Genomic DNA, 15,004 nt, shown 5'->3' on the forward strand with positions numbered 1-15,004 from the left:
GCGTCACATCTCGATTTCGTGCACCTCGGCCACTTCGACCGAACCTGACCCGTTGACAACCATCGGGCAGCCCTTGGCCATCTCTGTCGCCGCATCGATGCTGTCCGCCTTGATGACGGTAAAGCCCGAGGCCGGGTTTGCACCGCCGTTGTCAACAACTCCGCTGCCGCTGACAGTATAGGACTGACCGACCGGGTTTCCGGGGATGTCCAGTGCATCGCCCATGCCTTGGAACCATGCGCCCCAAGCGGCCATGGTCGCTTCGATTTCAGCCGGATCGGTTGGGGTATGACCGCCGTGATAAACAAATAAAAATTGCGGCATTTCGCTTCTCCCTAATGAAAACTCATTTGCACCGCGCCTCAAGCTTGCGCAGCGACGATGTCCAACCCTGCTCATGGTTTGCAGCGGCCTCGGCGTCAGCAAGTTCGCGGTGATCCAGCACAAGGCGCGAACCACTCTCCGTTGCAGCAACGGACAAAATCACATGGCTTTCAGGTCCACGCTGATCGTTGTCATCATGCCACGCCCAGGTAAATCCGACGGACTTGGGCGGATCAACATGCGTGACGTGGCCCGACACCTTGAATTGCTGACCTTCAGCGTTCTGCATTACCGAAAACCACGGCCCAAGACGCGAGAAATCCAGATTGTGCTCGGGTACGCGGACGCCTTCAGGCCCCCACCACTGCAACAGCTTTGCTCCGTCGCTGATCCAGGTAAAAAGGATCTCGGAACTGACGGGGAAATCCCGCTCCAACTTCAAGTCGGCCATGAGTTTTCCCTTTCCAGAATATCGCCCAAACGATCCAGACTCGCTTCCCAGAACTGCCGTTTCGAGATCGTCCATTCTGCGATCGCTCGTAGCCCGTCGGGCTGAATCGAATACATCCGCTGTGTGCCGTGAACGCGCTGCTGCACTAATCCTGCCTCGCGCAGCACTTTCAGGTGGCGCGATACCGCGGCACCAGAGATTCCCTTACCTTCGATGAGGTCACCCGCGGGAAGCTCCCCTCGCTCCATCAACTGTTCGACAATCGAGAAACGAGTGGAATCGGACAACGCAGAGAAGGCAGCCAGAAGTGTGTTCATGGCACCTATTTAACACATAAGTTAAATTATGAAAAGCCCCTCAGGACGGAATGATTTCCGATCGGCTGTACCCTTGTAGATACAGCAAGGCGGTGAGGTCTCCGAAATTGACCCGAACATCGCATTTTTCTGCGACGGAGGGCTTGGCGTGCAGCGCTACGCCCGTCCCGGCCCGGCCCAGCATACCCAGATCGTTTGCACCGTCCCCAACTGCAATCACATCTGCCTCTGAAATGCCAAGACGGGTCGATATCTGTTCGAGCGCTTCAATCTTGGCCTGTCGTCCAAGAATTGGGCGATGAACCTCGCCACTCAGCTTACCGTCTTCTGCCAGCAAGGTATTGGCCCGGTTTTCATCAAAGCCCAGTTCTTCGGCAACCCGAGCCGTGAACGCGGTGAAACCCCCGGATACCAACGCAGCGTAAGCCCCGTTGGCGCGCATCGTGGCCAGCAACGCCTTACCGCCGGGCATCAAAGTGATCCGCTCGTTCAGGACCTTACCGATCACGCTTTCGTCCAGACCTTTCAGCAGGCCGACGCGTTCGGTCAGTGCGCCTTCGAAATCCAGCTCACCATTCATTGCGCGCGCGGTAATGTCCTTGACCCTGTCGCCGACGCCGGCCTCATCAGCCAGTTCGTCGATGCATTCCTGCTGGATCATGGTGCTGTCCATATCCGCCAACAGCATCTTCTTGCGGCGCCCTTCGGCAGGCTGCACGATCAGGTCCACGCCCATCTGCTGCAAATCGGCCCAGGTGTCCCATCGATTGCCAGGCACATCTGTCAGCGTGAATTCTGCCGCTTCGTCCGGGCACAGCCAGACGATTTCACTGCCACCCCACGCGTTGCGCAACGACTCGATCAGCGCCAGGTCCAAAGACGGCGCATTCGGATTAGTTAGCAAAGTGGCAACGTACATTTTTGACCTCCGGCATGCTCACCTGCGCATATCGCAGGTGCAGCATTTTCGCCAGAGACAGTTTGATGCGGGTCAGCCCAGAATGCCCGGCAGACGCAGACCATGTTCGCGCGCGCAATCTTTGGCGATATCGTACCCCGCGTCCGCATGGCGCCAGACACCTGAGGCCGGGTCATTCCACAACACCCGCTCCAACCGTCGCGCAGCGTCCTCGGTTCCGTCGGCACAGATCACTACACCCGCATGTTGGCTGAAGCCCATACCCACGCCGCCGCCATGGTGCAGCGACACCCAGGTCGCGCCACTGGCGGTATTGATCAGAGCGTTCAACAGCGGCCAGTCCGACACCGCGTCTGATCCGTCCAACATCGCCTCGGTCTCACGGTTCGGGCTGGCGACCGAGCCTGAATCCAGGTGATCCCGTCCGATGACGATCGGCGCTTTCAGCTCGCCATTGGCGACCATCTCATTGAAGGCCAGCCCTGCCCGGTGCCGGTCGCCCAGTCCGATCCAACAGATACGCGCCGGCAGGCCCTGAAACGCAATGCGGTCGCGTGCCATGTCCAACCAGCGGTGCAGGTGCTCGTTCTCGGGGAACAACTCTTTCATCTTGGCATCGGTCTTGTAGATATCCTCGGGATCGCCGGAAAGGGCACACCAGCGGAACGGGCCGATGCCCTTGCAAAACAGCGGACGGATATAGGCAGGAACAAAACCCGGGAACGCAAATGCGTTCTCCAACCCCTCATCCTGCGCCACCTGTCGAATGTTGTTGCCGTAGTCCAGTGTGGGAACATCCGCGTTCCAGAAATCAACCATCGCCGCCACGTGCTGCTTCATCGAAGCACGCGCCGCCTTTTCAACGGCCTTGGGATCGCTTTCGCGCTTGTCCCGCCACTCTGCCATCGTCCAGCCCAAAGGCAGGTAGCCGTTGATCGGATCATGCGCGCTGGTCTGGTCAGTAACGATATCAGGACGCATGCCGCCGGCTTGCATGCGCGCATAAATCTCGGGAAAGATTTCAGCCGCGTTGCCCAGCAGACCCACGGATTTTGCTTCACCCGCCTTGGTCCAGCGGTCGATCATCTCAAGCGCTTCGTCCAGTGTTTCCGCCTTTTCGTCCAGATATTTGGTGCGCAGACGGAAATCGATCGAATCCGGGTTACATTCGACCGCCAGACAACAGGCTCCGGCGAACACAGCGGCCAGAGGCTGTGCGCCGCCCATACCGCCCAGACCGCCGGTCAGAATCCATTTACCGGTCAGGTCGCCACCATAATGCTGACGACCGGCCTCGGCGAAGGTCTCATAGGTGCCCTGAACGATGCCCTGCGTGCCAATATAGATCCACGAACCGGCCGTCATCTGGCCGTACATCATCAGGCCTTTCTTATCGAGCTCGTTGAAATGGTCCCAATTGGCCCAATGCGGCACGATGTTCGAGTTCGCTATCAGCACCCGAGGCGCATCCTTATGCGTGCGGATGATCGCAATTGGTTTACCGGATTGGACGATAAGCGTTTCGTCTTCTTCAAGGTCTTTCAGACCGGCGACGATCTTATCGAAATCATTCCACGTCCGGGCCGCACGTCCGATGCCACCATAAACAACCAGTTCGTGCGGGTTCTCAGCCACATCCGGGTGCAGGTTGTTCATCAGCATCCGCAGGGGCGCCTCGGTTACCCAGCTTTTGGCGTTCAGCTCAGGCCCGGTGGGCGGAAAGATATCGCGGGTGTTCTTGCGCGGATCGCTCATGTCAGGGCTCCTTGTTTTCCGTCAATTCACCCGACAAGACGAGATCGGTCAGGCGTGTCAGCATTGTCTTGAGATATGGGCGCAGGATGTCTGCGCGGTCATCGCGCCACGCCCAGGGCGGGGATTCGTCCATGTATGATCGCTGGGCGATTTCCATCTGGATCGCATGAATGCCGTCAGCAGGGCGGCCATAGTGGCGCGTCGTCCACCCGCCCTTGAAACGCCCGTTTAGCACGGATGCCAAACCCTCGGCATCGCGCGCGATGTCATCGACGTTTTGTTCGATCAGCGGATGGCACGTAACGCCAAGATTGGTGCCGGTATTGAACACGGGCAATTCGCCTTCGAACAAAAACGGGATGTTCGAGCGGATCGAATGGCAGTCAAACAGGATCGCAACGCCGTATTTGTCCCGCACCCGCTGCAACTCCTGCATCAGAGCCGCATGATAGGGTGCGTGAAATTTCTCACGACGCTCTTCGATCTCGTCCGTCGAAGGCTCCTGCCCGTTTGCCCAGATCGCCTTACCGTCGAAATCCGTCAACGGCACCAATGTCGTGGTGTTCTGGCCGGGATATAACGAAACGCCCGCCGGATCGCGGTTGGCGTCAATCACGTAACGATGCACATGCGACTGAACGACCGTAGCATCGCTCAGCCCGTCGTACAGCCGGTTGATATGCCAATCCGTATCCGCCAGCCCGCGCCCGTTGTCGTTCAGGCGGCCCGCGATCTGGTCGGGAACAAATGTACCGCCATGGGGCTGCCCCAGTACAATGGGTGCGTCACCGCGCTGGACATCGAACACCTGCATCAGAACAACCCGGGCATCTCTACACCAGCCGCGTCGAGAATATCTCCGCTGGCAATCAGCGTACGGGCTGCTTCGAGTTCCGGGGCGAGGTAACGATCGTCACCAAGGGCCGGAACATGACTACGCAGACACGCAATGGCACGCTGCAACGGATCGCTTGTGGGCAATGGCGCACGGAACTCGACGCCCTGCGCCGCACACAGTAGCTCGATACCCAGAATGTAGTTCAGGTTGTCCACCATTCGCGCCAGACGCCGCGCACCATGAGCAGCCATTGACACGTGGTCCTCCTGGTTGGCCGAGGTCGGCGTGCTGTCGGTTACGCACGGATTAGCCAAGTGCTTGTTTTCGCTCATCAACGCAGCGGTAGTGACCTCGGCGATCATCAGGCCGGAGTTCAAACCCGGATTGGGCGTCAGGAACGGCGGCAGATCAAAGCTGAGTGTCGGGTCGACCATCAGTGCAATACGCCGTTGAGCGATGGCCCCGATCTCTGAAATCGCCAGCGCGATCATATCCGCGGCAAAGCCAACGGGTTCGGCATGAAAGTTACCGCCAGATACGATAGCCTCGGGGTCGGACAAAACCAGAGGGTTGTCAGTGGCTGCGTTCGCCTCTGTCGTCAGTGTGGTCGCCGCCTGTCGGATCACGTCCATGGCCGCACCCGTGACCTGGGGCTGGCAGCGAATGCAATACGGATCCTGTACCCGCGTATCTCCTTCGCGATGGCTTTCCCGGATCACCGATCCGGCCAATGTGGCCCGCATGGCGCTGGCTGCATCCATCTGGCCGCGGTGTCCACGCAGAGCGTGAATCTCGGGTTGCAATGGCGCGGTCGAGCCCATGATGGCATCTGTCGACATGGCCGATACCACCAGCGCGCTCTGCGCTGCATGCCATGCCTCGAACAGTCCGGCCAAGGCATAGGCAGTTGAAAACTGGGTACCATTGATGAAGGCCAGCCCCTCTTTTGGGCCAAGGGAGATCGGAGTAAGGCCAGCGGACTTCAGAGCATCTGCACCGGGTAGGATCGCACCGTTCACCTCGGCCTCACCTTCGCCGATCACAACGGCAGTCATATGCGCCAAAGGCGCCAGATCCCCGGATGCGCCGACTGAGCCTTGAGCCGGGATGACCGGCGTGACACCGCGCGCCAGCATCTGCTGCAAAAGCTCGATCAATTCCCACCGCACGCCGGACGCGCCGCGCCCAAATGACAGCAGCTTGAGAGACATCATCAACCGAGCCAACCGTCGCGGCACCGCCTCTCCAACCCCGCAGCAATGGCTGAGGATCAGGTTGCGTTGCAAGGTCGAGGTATCCTCGGGTGCGATCTTGTGGCTGGCGAGCTTGCCGAAGCCGGTATTCACACCATATACCGCCGCAGCCCCGGCAGCGGCCTCGGAGATTCGGCGCGCCGCGGCTTCAACTGCCGATTTGCAGGTTTCATCCAGCACGATCGGGGTTTCGTGCCGGTAGATGTCTGCCAACTGCGCCAGCGAAACATCGCCCGGTTTGAGTGTCAGCGAACTCATTCGACGCCTCCGAAAATACGTTTGTAGAGCGGGTTGAACCCGATGCGATAGGATAGCTCGGCTGGCTGATCGACGTCCCACACTGCAAGATCAGCCCGTTGGCCCGGCGCAATCACTCCGACATCGGTCAAACCCAACGCACGAGCCGCGTTTCGGGTGACACCCGCCAGCGCTTCTTCGGGCGTCATGCGGAACAGGGTGCATCCCATGTTCATCGTCAGCAGTAAGGATGTCAGCGGCGATGAGCCCGGGTTGCAGTCCGTTGCCAGCGCCATTGGAACACCGTGCTGGCGCAAGAGGTCAATCGGTGGCAGCTGAGTTTCGTGCAATGTGTAAAACGCCCCCGGCAGCAGAACCGCAGCGGTACCGGCCTCGGACATCGCCACCACACCGGTTTCGTCGAGATATTCGATATGATCCGCAGAAAGCGCTCCGTAAGAAGCTGCAAGCCGGGCTCCACCTAGATTAGACAATTGTTCGGCATGGAGTTTGACCGGCAGGCCCAGTTCTTGCGCCACGTCGAAAACTCGGGCGATCTGGTTAGGGTCAAAAGCGATGCCCTCGCAGAACCCGTCGACCGCATCCACAAGCCCTTCCGCGTGAGCTGCGCGCAGGGTCGGAATACAAACCTCATCAATATAAGTTTCCGGCTGCCCCGTGTATTCGGGTGGCACGGCGTGGGCGCCCAAAAAGCTGGTCTTGACCCTGATCGGGCGTTCTTGGCCGACACACCGCGCGGCGCGCAGCATTCGCAGCTCAGTCTCGACATCCAGCCCATAACCCGACTTGATCTCGATGCAGCTGGCACCTTCGGACAGCAAGGCGTCCACACGCGGCAATGCGTCGGCCAGCAGTGCGTCCTCGGCCGCAGCTCGTGTTGCATTGACCGTGGACAGGATGCCGCCACCCGCACGAGCAACTTCTTCGTATGTGGCGCCGTTCAGCCGCATCTCGAATTCTGTGGCTCGGTTTCCGCCAAAAACAACATGGGTGTGAGCATCGATAAGCCCCGGAGTCACAAGACGTTCGCCAAAGTCCACAACCGACCAGCCTGCGTATGAGGCAGGTAGGTTTGATCGCGCTCCAACCCAGACAATCGTCTGATCCTCAACTGCAATTGCGGCGTTTTCGACCAGACCATAGGGCGTTGCGCCTTCCATAGTGGCCAGTCGGCTGCAGCAAAAAACGGATTTTTTTGTCATGGCGATTCTTTTGGACTCCCCCTTGCTGTGAATTTTTCGTATACGGGTAATCAATTAAAGTCTACACAAAATAGGTCCGCCATGAGTATTCACGCAAAATCCGCCCTTATCGGTACTGACTGGGCGACGGATATTCGGGTGGAGATCGAACAGGGACATATCAGCACGCTCGAACACGGAGCCACCGCACAGCCCGGTGACGTGCAGGTCGACGTCCTGCTACCCGCGCTTGGAAACCTGCACAGTCACGCATTTCAGCGGGCCATGGCTGGAATGACCGAAGTCCGAGCCGCCGGGCGCGAGAGTTTCTGGACATGGCGCAACCTGATGTACCGTTTTTTGGAACGGCTGACGCCAAAGCAAGTTCAGGCAATTGCCGCGCTGGTTTACATGGAAATGCAGGAAGCCGGGTATGCCTCGGTTGGTGAGTTTCACTATGTTCACCATCAACCGGGCGGCACGCCATATGCACAGCTATCCGAACTCAGCCAGCGCATCTTCGCCGCGGCCAAGCAAACCGGTATCGGCCTGACGCATTTGCCGGTGCTTTACACCCATGGTGGCGTATCGCAGCAACCTCTTGCGGGTGGTCAGATGCGGTTTGGCAATGAAGTCGGACGATTTCTGGACCTTATCGCGGAGTGCCGTACAGCGCTGCCCCATGACGACTCGGTTCTTGGCATCGCTCCGCATTCCCTACGCGCAACAACTCCCGCGGATTTGCAACAGGTACTCGGTCTGGTTCCACGCGGGCCCGTGCATATTCACATTTCAGAACAGCTCAAAGAAGTTTCGGATGTCGAGGCCGCGCTGGGTCAGCGCCCGATCGAGTGGTTGCTGAACAATGTGAATGTTGACGACCGTTGGTGCCTGATCCACGCGACTCACATGACCGACGACGAAACCCGCGGCCTGGCTCAATCCGGCGCTGTTGCAGGACTGTGCCCGATCACCGAGGCCAATCTGGGCGACGGTGTCTTCAACGGAGCCACCTACATTGAAAACGGTGGTGTCTTCGGAATCGGTTCGGATTCGAACGTTCGTATTTCCTTGCCGGAAGAGCTGCGCATGCTGGAGTATTCTCAACGCCTGCGCGATATGGGACGCACAATTCTGGTCAAGGATGAGGGCTCTGTGGGGCATGCATTGTATACCGGCGCGGCAAAGGGTGGTGCGCAGGCTCTTGGACGCAAGGCCGGAGAAATCGCGCCCGGAAAACTGGCCGATCTGGTGAGTATCGAACGGGCTCACCCTGCCCTCTGCGCGCTGCGCGATGATCAATTACTGGATGGGTTGTGCTTTGCAGCTCCGGACGGTTTGGTAACCGATCTGTGGTCCGCGGGGCGGCATATGGTTCAAGGGGGACGTCACATTGCACGAGACACCATTCTGCCCGCCTATCGCGCCGCCGTCGCCGACCTGCTGGCCGACGACTGACTTGGAGCAACGGCATGACGCAACACAGCGACACGACCAGCTATAAGGACATCAAGCAGACCGTGCTGCATCGCATCCGCTCGGGCGAGTGGCCACCTGACATGCTGCTGCCCAACGAACAGGATCTTGCGGTCACGTTTTCCTGTACCCGCACCACGGTTAATCGGGCTCTGCGCGAACTGGCAGATGAAGGTTACTTGGAACGCCGTCGCAAGGCTGGCACGCGGGTACTGAGTTCGCCGCACAGACAGGCGCGATTTACAATCCCTCTGGTTCGCGACGAAATCGAGGCATTGGGCGGCACCTATCGCTATGCCTTGGTCTCGACCGAGACACACCCCGCGCCCGATTGGCTCAGTGCCCGGCTGGCGCTGACTGCTGAGCAATCGGTAATGCACGTCCGCTGCATGCATTATTCCGGCAACACACCGTTTCAGTACGAGGACCGCTGGATTGTGATCGACAGCGTGCCGCAGGTGACACAGGCGGATTTCACTTCGGTCGGCCCGAATGATTGGCTGGTGCAGACGGTGCCCTTTACCAATGTCGAATTGACCTTTCTGGCCAGCCGCGCAGACGCCAGGGTGGCTGAATTTCTGGACGTCCCCGAAGGTGAGCCTGTCTTTACTGCCGAACGCATTACCTGGTTACAGGGCCAGCCCGTAACCTTTGCCAAACTGTATTTTGGCGCAGGTTACCGAATGACGACACAAATCTGACATCCGGCCTGACCTGAGCCTTCACAGGGCTTTACCCTCATGGCATTCCAAGACAAATTCACTCCGATCGACCCAAAGACGACGGAAAGGAAAACCGGATGGGCAACCCGCTATTTGATCGCTTGTTCGGCATTCACCTGGGTAAAACGACGCCGTTTCTTCATCTGCCGGATGGCCGAACCTTGACCCATGCAGAGTTTTTGGACATGGCCGCCCGTATCGCGAATGCCCTTGTCGGTCTGGAGCTGGTGCCCGGCGACCGGGTCGCGGTGCAGGTTGAAAAGTCGCCCGAGGCACTGGCGCTCTATGCCGCTTGCGCGCAAACAGGGCTGATCTTTCTGCCGCTAAACACCGCCTATACAACAAATGAGCTGAGCTATTTCATCGAAAACAGCGGTGCCCGGCTGGTCGTGTGCGATGCCGTTGACGAAGCCGATCTGACCCTCGTGGCGCAGGCTCAGAAAGCACAGCTCGAGACACTGAACGCAGACGGATCCGGCAGTCTGATGCGCCGCGCCTTTGGTATGCTGCCCGCTTTCGAACCGGTAAAGCGGACCGAAAACGATCTGGCCGCCTTCCTCTATACGTCCGGCACTACAGGCCGGTCTAAGGGTGCGATGCTGACCCAGGCCAACCTGCTGTCGAATGCGGAAACCCTTGTGAAAGAATGGCGGTACACCAGCGAAGACGTGCTGCTACATTCCCTGCCGATCTTCCACTCCCATGGGCTGTTTGTGGCCACAAATGTTATGCTTGCTTCTGGCGGGTCGATGATCTTTCTACCGAAATTCAATTTGGACGATGTGCTGCGCCTTCTGCCAAAGGCGACATCAATGATGGGGGTGCCGACCTTCTACACCCGCATGCTCAGCGATGATCGTTTTACCGGAAATCTGGCGAGGCATATGCGCCTGTTCATTTCGGGCTCAGCCCCTCTTTTAGCCGAAACCCACGAACGTTTCGAGGCCCGCACAAAGCACCGCATTCTGGAACGCTATGGCATGACGGAAACCAATATGAACACGTCAAACCCCTATGACGGCGAACGCCGGGCGGGGACGGTCGGGTTCCCTTTGCCTGACGTCGAACTGAAAATCACCGGCCCGGAAACGGGTGACGACCTGCCAAAGGGCGAGATCGGCATGATCGAGGTACGCGGGCCAAACGTGTTCAAAGGTTATTGGCAGATGCCCGAGAAAACAGCTGCCGAGCTGCGCGAGGACGGGTTCTTCATCACCGGCGACCTGGGACGTGTGGACGAGGACGGCTATGTCCACATCGTCGGACGCGGCAAAGATCTAATTATTTCGGGCGGCTACAACATCTATCCCAAGGAAATCGAGTTGCTGCTGGATGACCAGCCCGGCGTGTTGGAAAGCGCGGTCATAGGCGTACCACATCCGGATTTCGGCGAAACCGTTCTCGGTATTCTGGTGCCAAAACCAGGAGAGGCTCCGGATTTGCACGCGATACTGGCGTCAGTTCAGACCGAGCTTGCCCGGTTCAAACATCCGCGCAAGCTGATCGTGTTGGACGAGCTTCCGCGAAACACGATGGGCAAGGTGCAGAAGAACGCCTTGCGCGCGGCCTACAAGGACATGTTCACGACGGGCTAGGATTCAGCGGAATGCGTCCGGTGTCCGTCAGCAGCCAACACGAACGGCCTTCGAAAACTGCCACGCTTGCGGCACGGCCATAGCCTGCTCCGGTATCAAGGTTCACACGGTTCCCATAGTGTGTGGCGCGATCCACCGGTGTATGACCATGGACGATCAGTTTCGGATGCGAGCCGCCATGGCTGTGAAAGCTCTGCCGTATCCAGACAAGATCGTTTTCGGCCTGCTCGTTCAGCGGGATACCAGGGCGGATTCCTGCATGCACAAATGCCAGTTCAGCTGTCTGGTGCATCACAACAAGATCACGCAGGAAAGTCACATGAGAATTTGGCACGGCTGCCAGTGCCATCGCGTGCAGATCCTCCAGCCGAATTCGCCCTTCGAACTCAACCCCGTAACTGCGCAAAGTCTCGATACCGCCTAGTCGATCATGCAGCCAGTGATAGCCGACCAGCAGATGCGGATCATGCCGAGGTGCGTCTTCCAGAAACCATGCAAACATCCTGTCGTGGTTTCCCAGCAAGGTGACCCAGTCTCTACCCGCGTCTCGGCCCGAGATCATCACGTCCAACAGGCCACGGCTGTCCGGTCCCCGGTCAACATAATCGCCCAGAAATACGACGCGCGCTTCTCTGCCACCATCACGTTCGATCAGCGACAGAACCCGTTCGAATTCTGCGACCTGCCCGTGCAAGTCACCGACAGCATAAATCGGGTTCGTCATGACATGTCCTCAGCGCCTGATTTGCCCACCTTTTGGCGCAAAACGCGGCAGCGCAAAAGACAATGCCCGCGCCTTTGAGGGCGCGGGCATCAAATTGTCTCCGAAACTCAACACAAGGCGCGTCAGGCCACATCGAACTCCAAGGGTTTGATTTGCGTAAACAGTCCCGTCTCCGCCAGCTTGGCGCGTGCTTCAGCCGGGACAGGTTCATCCACATAAAGCAACGCGATCGCCTCTCCCCCCGCTTCGGATCGGCCAAGGGTAAAGTTCGCGATATTCACGTCGCTTTCGCCCATGGTCTGACCCAGCGTGCCGATGATTCCCGGCACGTCCTCGTTGGTGGTGTAGAGCATGTGTGCGCCCACCTCGGCATCGATATTGATGCCCTTGATCTGGATGAAACGCGGTTTGCCGTCACTGAACACCGTGCCACCGATAGAACGCTCACGCTTTTCAGTCACGACGGTGACCTTGATATATCCTTCGAATGCACCGGATTTGTCCTGATTGGTCGTCGAGATCTGAATCCCCCGCTCCCTGGCGACGACCGGCGCCGACACCATGTTCACCTCGGGATTGAACTTTTTCATGATCCCAGCGACCACCGAACAATTCAGCGCTGCCAGATTCATCTCAGCCGCCACACCGTCATAGAGGATGTTGATCGCCTTGATCGGTTCATCCGTCATTTGGCCGATGAAACTGCCCAGATGCCCGGCCAGCTTGATCCACGGCCCCATGACCTTCGCCTCTTCGGCGGTGACGCTGGGCATGTTCAATGCGTTTTCAACCGCACCGGTCAGCAGGTAATTCGAGATCTGTTCGGCCACCTGCAGCGCTACGTTCTCCTGTGCCTCGGTCGTTGCCGCTCCAAGGTGGGGCGTGCAGACGACGTTGGGCAGGTTGAACAGAGCATTTTCCTTGGCGGGTTCCTCGCTGAACACATCGAAAGCCGCACCTGCGACGTGACCCGATTGCAGCATTTCAGCCAGGGCCACTTCGTCTACCAGACCACCGCGCGCGCAGTTGATAATGCGGACACCCGGTTTGGCCTTGGCCAGGTTCTCTCGGCTCAGAATGTTCCGGGTCTGATCTGTCAGCGGCACGTGCAGGGTGATGAAATCGGCACGCGCTAGCAATTCGTCCAATTCGACCTTTTCAACGCCCATTTTGGCGGCTTTCTCTTCGCCCAGGTAGGGATCGTATGCGACGACCTTCATCTTCAAGCCCAGAGCTCGTTCGCAGACGATCCCGCCAATATTGCCCGCACCGATCACACCGAGGGTCTTATTGGTCAGTTCGATTCCCATGAACTTGGACTTTTCCCACTTGCCCGCATGGGTCGACGTGCTGGCCTCGGGGATCTGGCGCGCCACGGCAAACATCATCGCGATGGCATGTTCGGCGGTTGTGATCATGTTGCCGAACGGTGTGTTCATCACGATCACACCCTTTTTGGACGCAGCATCTTTGTCGACATTGTCCGTGCCGATCCCGGCACGACCAATAACCTTCAAATTATCTGCCTTCTCCAGCAGGGTGGGCGTAACCTTGGTAGCCGAGCGGATCGCAAGACCATCATACTGGCCAATTACCTCAGCCAGCTTGTCCTTGTCCTTGCCCAGATCGGGCATGAAATCCACGTCGATGCCGCGGTCACGAAAGATCTGAACCGCAGTTTCGCTGAGTTTGTCAGAAACGAGTACTTTGGGGGCCATTTCTCTGGTCCTTGAATTTTGAGAGACACCCGGGCCAGATGTGGCCCGGGATATGTTGGGGAAACGTGTTCAGGCAGCTTCTGTTTGCGCTGCGATCTCGGCCTCGAAGGCCCATGCGAGCCACGGCAGCATCGCCTCGATATCCGAGGTTTCGACCGTTCCGCCGCACCAGATCCGCAGTCCCGCAGGCGCGTCGCGATAGGCGCCAATGTCCAACGCAATGCTCTCTGCTTCCAGCCTTTTGGCTACCGCCTTGGCGAATGTCGCGCCATCCTGAATGCGCGCGTCAGTAAATTTCAGGCAGACAGACGTGTTCGATTGCGTTGCCGCGTCCTCGGCCAAATTGGCGATCCAATCGTTTTGTGCGCAGAACGCATGAACAGCACCGGCATTGGCATCCGCCCGAGCGATCAGCCCTTGCAGCCCCCCAACCGAACACGCCCAGTCCAACGCAAACAGATAGTCCTCGACTGCCAACATCGAAGGCGTGTTGATCGTCGCACCAGTAAAGATGCCATCGATCAGCTTGCCACCTTTGGTCAGGCGGAAAATCTTGGGCAGGGGCCAGGCGGGAGTGTAGCTCTCCAATCGCTCGACAGCCCGGGGGCTCAGGATCAGCATACCATGCGCCGCCTCGCCTCCCAGAACCTTCTGCCAGCTGAACGTCGTCACATCCAGCTTGTCCCAGGGTAGTTCCATTGCAAACGCCGCCGAGGTCGCATCACAGATCGTCAGGCCCTGACGGTCATCCGCAATCCAATCGCCATTCGGAACCCGCACGCCCGAGGTCGTCCCATTCCACGTGAATACAACGTCATTAGTGAAGTCGACAGATGCCAGATCAACGATCTGACCGTAATCCGCGGTCTTTACGTCGGCGTCGATCTTCAGCTGCTTGACTACATCCGTGACCCAGCCCGAACCAAAGCTTTCCCACGCCAGCATCTCAACCTTGCGTTCGCCCAACAGCGACCACAGCGCCATCTCAACCGCGCCGGTGTCCGAGGCGGGAACGATGCCAATCTTGTAATCCGCCGGAATGCCCAGCACTTCGCGCGTGCCTTCGATGGCGGCCTTCAGCTTGTCCTTGCCAACCGCTGCACGGTGCGACCGCCCCAAGGCGGCGTCGGCAAGCTTGCTCAGATCAAATGTGGGGGGTTTGGCGCAGGGGCCCGAGGAGAAACGCGGATTCGCCGGCCGCGTCGCCGGTTGTTCGATCGTCATGTGTATTACCCTTCCAGATACACGCCCCTCGTTGGGGAGGGGTGTCCCACGGGCAGAGGTATGGGCGCCCCGCACTCGCAGCAAGCGCAAAAGACGCTTCATCGAAGAAAAACGACATCGGAAGTGGTCACAATTCGGAACACAGGTTTCCGATTGGCGAAAAACCCCGCCGATTTCTCGGCGGGGGCGTATTTTTACTCTGCTGCTTCCTCATACGCTTCCATTGGAGGGCATGTGCAGACGAGGTTT

Annotated in this window: 14 protein-coding genes; 3 read left to right on the forward strand and 11 right to left on the reverse strand. The window is 58.6% G+C overall.

Annotated elements, in window-relative coordinates; translation table 11 throughout:
* Nucleotides 1–3: 3 nt before the first annotated feature.
* From AC2TDA_RS20125 to hutI, 8 genes are all read right to left on the reverse strand, one after another.
* Nucleotides 4–324 carry a YciI family protein gene (locus tag AC2TDA_RS20125; RefSeq protein WP_480849609.1) on the reverse strand — a complete coding sequence of 107 codons (321 nt, stop codon included), beginning with the start codon at nt 322–324 and terminating at the stop codon, nt 4–6.
* 22 nt (nt 325–346) lie between these two features.
* Complete coding sequence (locus AC2TDA_RS20130) at nt 347–775, reverse strand: SRPBCC family protein (protein ID WP_480849611.1); 429 nt, start codon at nt 773–775, stop codon at nt 347–349.
* Nucleotides 763–1,092: an ArsR/SmtB family transcription factor gene (locus AC2TDA_RS20135; protein ID WP_480849613.1), complete on the reverse strand. Its 330-nt coding sequence runs from the start codon at nt 1,090–1,092 to the stop codon at nt 763–765. Before AC2TDA_RS20135 ends, AC2TDA_RS20130 begins: the two co-directional genes overlap by 13 nt.
* A 40-nt stretch (nt 1,093–1,132) precedes the next feature.
* Nucleotides 1,133–2,011 carry a phosphoserine phosphatase SerB gene (gene serB, locus AC2TDA_RS20140; protein ID WP_480880536.1) on the reverse strand — a complete coding sequence of 293 codons (879 nt, stop codon included), beginning with the start codon at nt 2,009–2,011 and terminating at the stop codon, nt 1,133–1,135.
* 72 nt (nt 2,012–2,083) lie between these two features.
* Nucleotides 2,084–3,766 carry a urocanate hydratase gene (gene hutU, locus AC2TDA_RS20145; RefSeq protein ID WP_480849616.1) on the reverse strand — a complete coding sequence of 561 codons (1,683 nt, stop codon included), beginning with the start codon at nt 3,764–3,766 and terminating at the stop codon, nt 2,084–2,086.
* Nucleotide 3,767: 1 nt separating this feature from the next.
* Nucleotides 3,768–4,580, reverse strand: coding sequence for an N-formylglutamate deformylase (hutG, locus tag AC2TDA_RS20150; RefSeq protein WP_480880537.1), 813 nt, complete (start codon nt 4,578–4,580; stop codon nt 3,768–3,770).
* Nucleotides 4,580–6,115 (reverse strand): histidine ammonia-lyase, encoded by a 1,536-nt coding sequence (gene hutH, locus AC2TDA_RS20155; protein WP_480880538.1) that lies wholly within the window; start codon nt 6,113–6,115, stop codon nt 4,580–4,582. The genes hutG and hutH overlap by 1 nt, the downstream gene beginning before the upstream one ends.
* Nucleotides 6,112–7,317: an imidazolonepropionase gene (gene hutI, locus AC2TDA_RS20160; RefSeq protein WP_480880540.1), complete on the reverse strand. Its 1,206-nt coding sequence runs from the start codon at nt 7,315–7,317 to the stop codon at nt 6,112–6,114. The genes hutH and hutI overlap by 4 nt, the downstream gene beginning before the upstream one ends.
* 81 nt (nt 7,318–7,398) lie before the next feature.
* Between hutI and AC2TDA_RS20165 the strand changes: the two genes are divergently transcribed.
* The 3 genes from AC2TDA_RS20165 to AC2TDA_RS20175 all read left to right on the forward strand — a co-directional run bounded on the left by AC2TDA_RS20165 (nt 7,399) and on the right by AC2TDA_RS20175 (nt 11,089).
* Nucleotides 7,399–8,754 carry a formimidoylglutamate deiminase gene (locus AC2TDA_RS20165; protein WP_480880541.1) on the forward strand — a complete coding sequence of 452 codons (1,356 nt, stop codon included), beginning with the start codon at nt 7,399–7,401 and terminating at the stop codon, nt 8,752–8,754.
* A 14-nt stretch (nt 8,755–8,768) separates the two neighbouring features.
* Nucleotides 8,769–9,473 carry a histidine utilization transcriptional repressor HutC gene (locus AC2TDA_RS20170; RefSeq protein WP_480849626.1) on the forward strand — a complete coding sequence of 235 codons (705 nt, stop codon included), beginning with the start codon at nt 8,769–8,771 and terminating at the stop codon, nt 9,471–9,473.
* A 98-nt stretch (nt 9,474–9,571) separates the two neighbouring features.
* Nucleotides 9,572–11,089 carry a malonate--CoA ligase gene (locus AC2TDA_RS20175; protein WP_480880542.1) on the forward strand — a complete coding sequence of 506 codons (1,518 nt, stop codon included), beginning with the start codon at nt 9,572–9,574 and terminating at the stop codon, nt 11,087–11,089.
* Here the strand turns inward: AC2TDA_RS20175 and AC2TDA_RS20180 are convergent.
* From AC2TDA_RS20180 to AC2TDA_RS20190, 3 genes are all read right to left on the reverse strand, one after another.
* Nucleotides 11,076–11,813: a metallophosphoesterase family protein gene (locus AC2TDA_RS20180; protein WP_480880543.1), complete on the reverse strand. Its 738-nt coding sequence runs from the start codon at nt 11,811–11,813 to the stop codon at nt 11,076–11,078. The two genes, AC2TDA_RS20175 and AC2TDA_RS20180, sit on opposite strands and share 14 nt — an antisense overlap.
* 122 nt (nt 11,814–11,935) lie before the next feature.
* Nucleotides 11,936–13,531: a phosphoglycerate dehydrogenase gene (gene serA, locus AC2TDA_RS20185; protein WP_480880544.1), complete on the reverse strand. Its 1,596-nt coding sequence runs from the start codon at nt 13,529–13,531 to the stop codon at nt 11,936–11,938.
* 69 nt (nt 13,532–13,600) lie between these two features.
* Entirely contained in the window at nt 13,601–14,755 is a 1,155-nt protein-coding gene (locus tag AC2TDA_RS20190) for a phosphoserine transaminase (protein WP_480880545.1), read from the reverse strand.
* Nucleotides 14,756–15,004: the final 249 nt, after the last annotated feature.

The organism is Ruegeria sp. HKCCD6426 (assembly GCF_057221115.1).

What these genes read in the sequence shown, in the direction of transcription:
- AC2TDA_RS20170 (WP_480849626.1), top strand. Translation starts at nt 8,769, where the DNA reads ATGACGCAACACAGCGACACGACCAGCTATAAGGACATCAAGCAGACC.
- AC2TDA_RS20125 (WP_480849609.1), bottom strand. Translation starts at nt 324, where the DNA reads ATGCCGCAATTTTTATTTGTTTATCACGGCGGTCATACCCCAACCGAT.
- hutU (WP_480849616.1), bottom strand. Translation starts at nt 3,766, where the DNA reads ATGAGCGATCCGCGCAAGAACACCCGCGATATCTTTCCGCCCACCGGG.
- serA (WP_480880544.1), bottom strand. Translation starts at nt 13,531, where the DNA reads ATGGCCCCCAAAGTACTCGTTTCTGACAAACTCAGCGAAACTGCGGTT.
- hutI (WP_480880540.1), bottom strand. Translation starts at nt 7,317, where the DNA reads ATGACAAAAAAATCCGTTTTTTGCTGCAGCCGACTGGCCACTATGGAA.
- hutG (WP_480880537.1), bottom strand. Translation starts at nt 4,580, where the DNA reads ATGCAGGTGTTCGATGTCCAGCGCGGTGACGCACCCATTGTACTGGGG.
- AC2TDA_RS20165 (WP_480880541.1), top strand. Translation starts at nt 7,399, where the DNA reads ATGAGTATTCACGCAAAATCCGCCCTTATCGGTACTGACTGGGCGACG.
- serB (WP_480880536.1), bottom strand. Translation starts at nt 2,011, where the DNA reads ATGTACGTTGCCACTTTGCTAACTAATCCGAATGCGCCGTCTTTGGAC.
- AC2TDA_RS20135 (WP_480849613.1), bottom strand. Translation starts at nt 1,092, where the DNA reads ATGAACACACTTCTGGCTGCCTTCTCTGCGTTGTCCGATTCCACTCGT.
- hutH (WP_480880538.1), bottom strand. Translation starts at nt 6,115, where the DNA reads ATGAGTTCGCTGACACTCAAACCGGGCGATGTTTCGCTGGCGCAGTTG.
- AC2TDA_RS20175 (WP_480880542.1), top strand. Translation starts at nt 9,572, where the DNA reads ATGGGCAACCCGCTATTTGATCGCTTGTTCGGCATTCACCTGGGTAAA.
- AC2TDA_RS20180 (WP_480880543.1), bottom strand. Translation starts at nt 11,813, where the DNA reads ATGACGAACCCGATTTATGCTGTCGGTGACTTGCACGGGCAGGTCGCA.
- AC2TDA_RS20190 (WP_480880545.1), bottom strand. Translation starts at nt 14,755, where the DNA reads ATGACGATCGAACAACCGGCGACGCGGCCGGCGAATCCGCGTTTCTCC.
- AC2TDA_RS20130 (WP_480849611.1), bottom strand. Translation starts at nt 775, where the DNA reads ATGGCCGACTTGAAGTTGGAGCGGGATTTCCCCGTCAGTTCCGAGATC.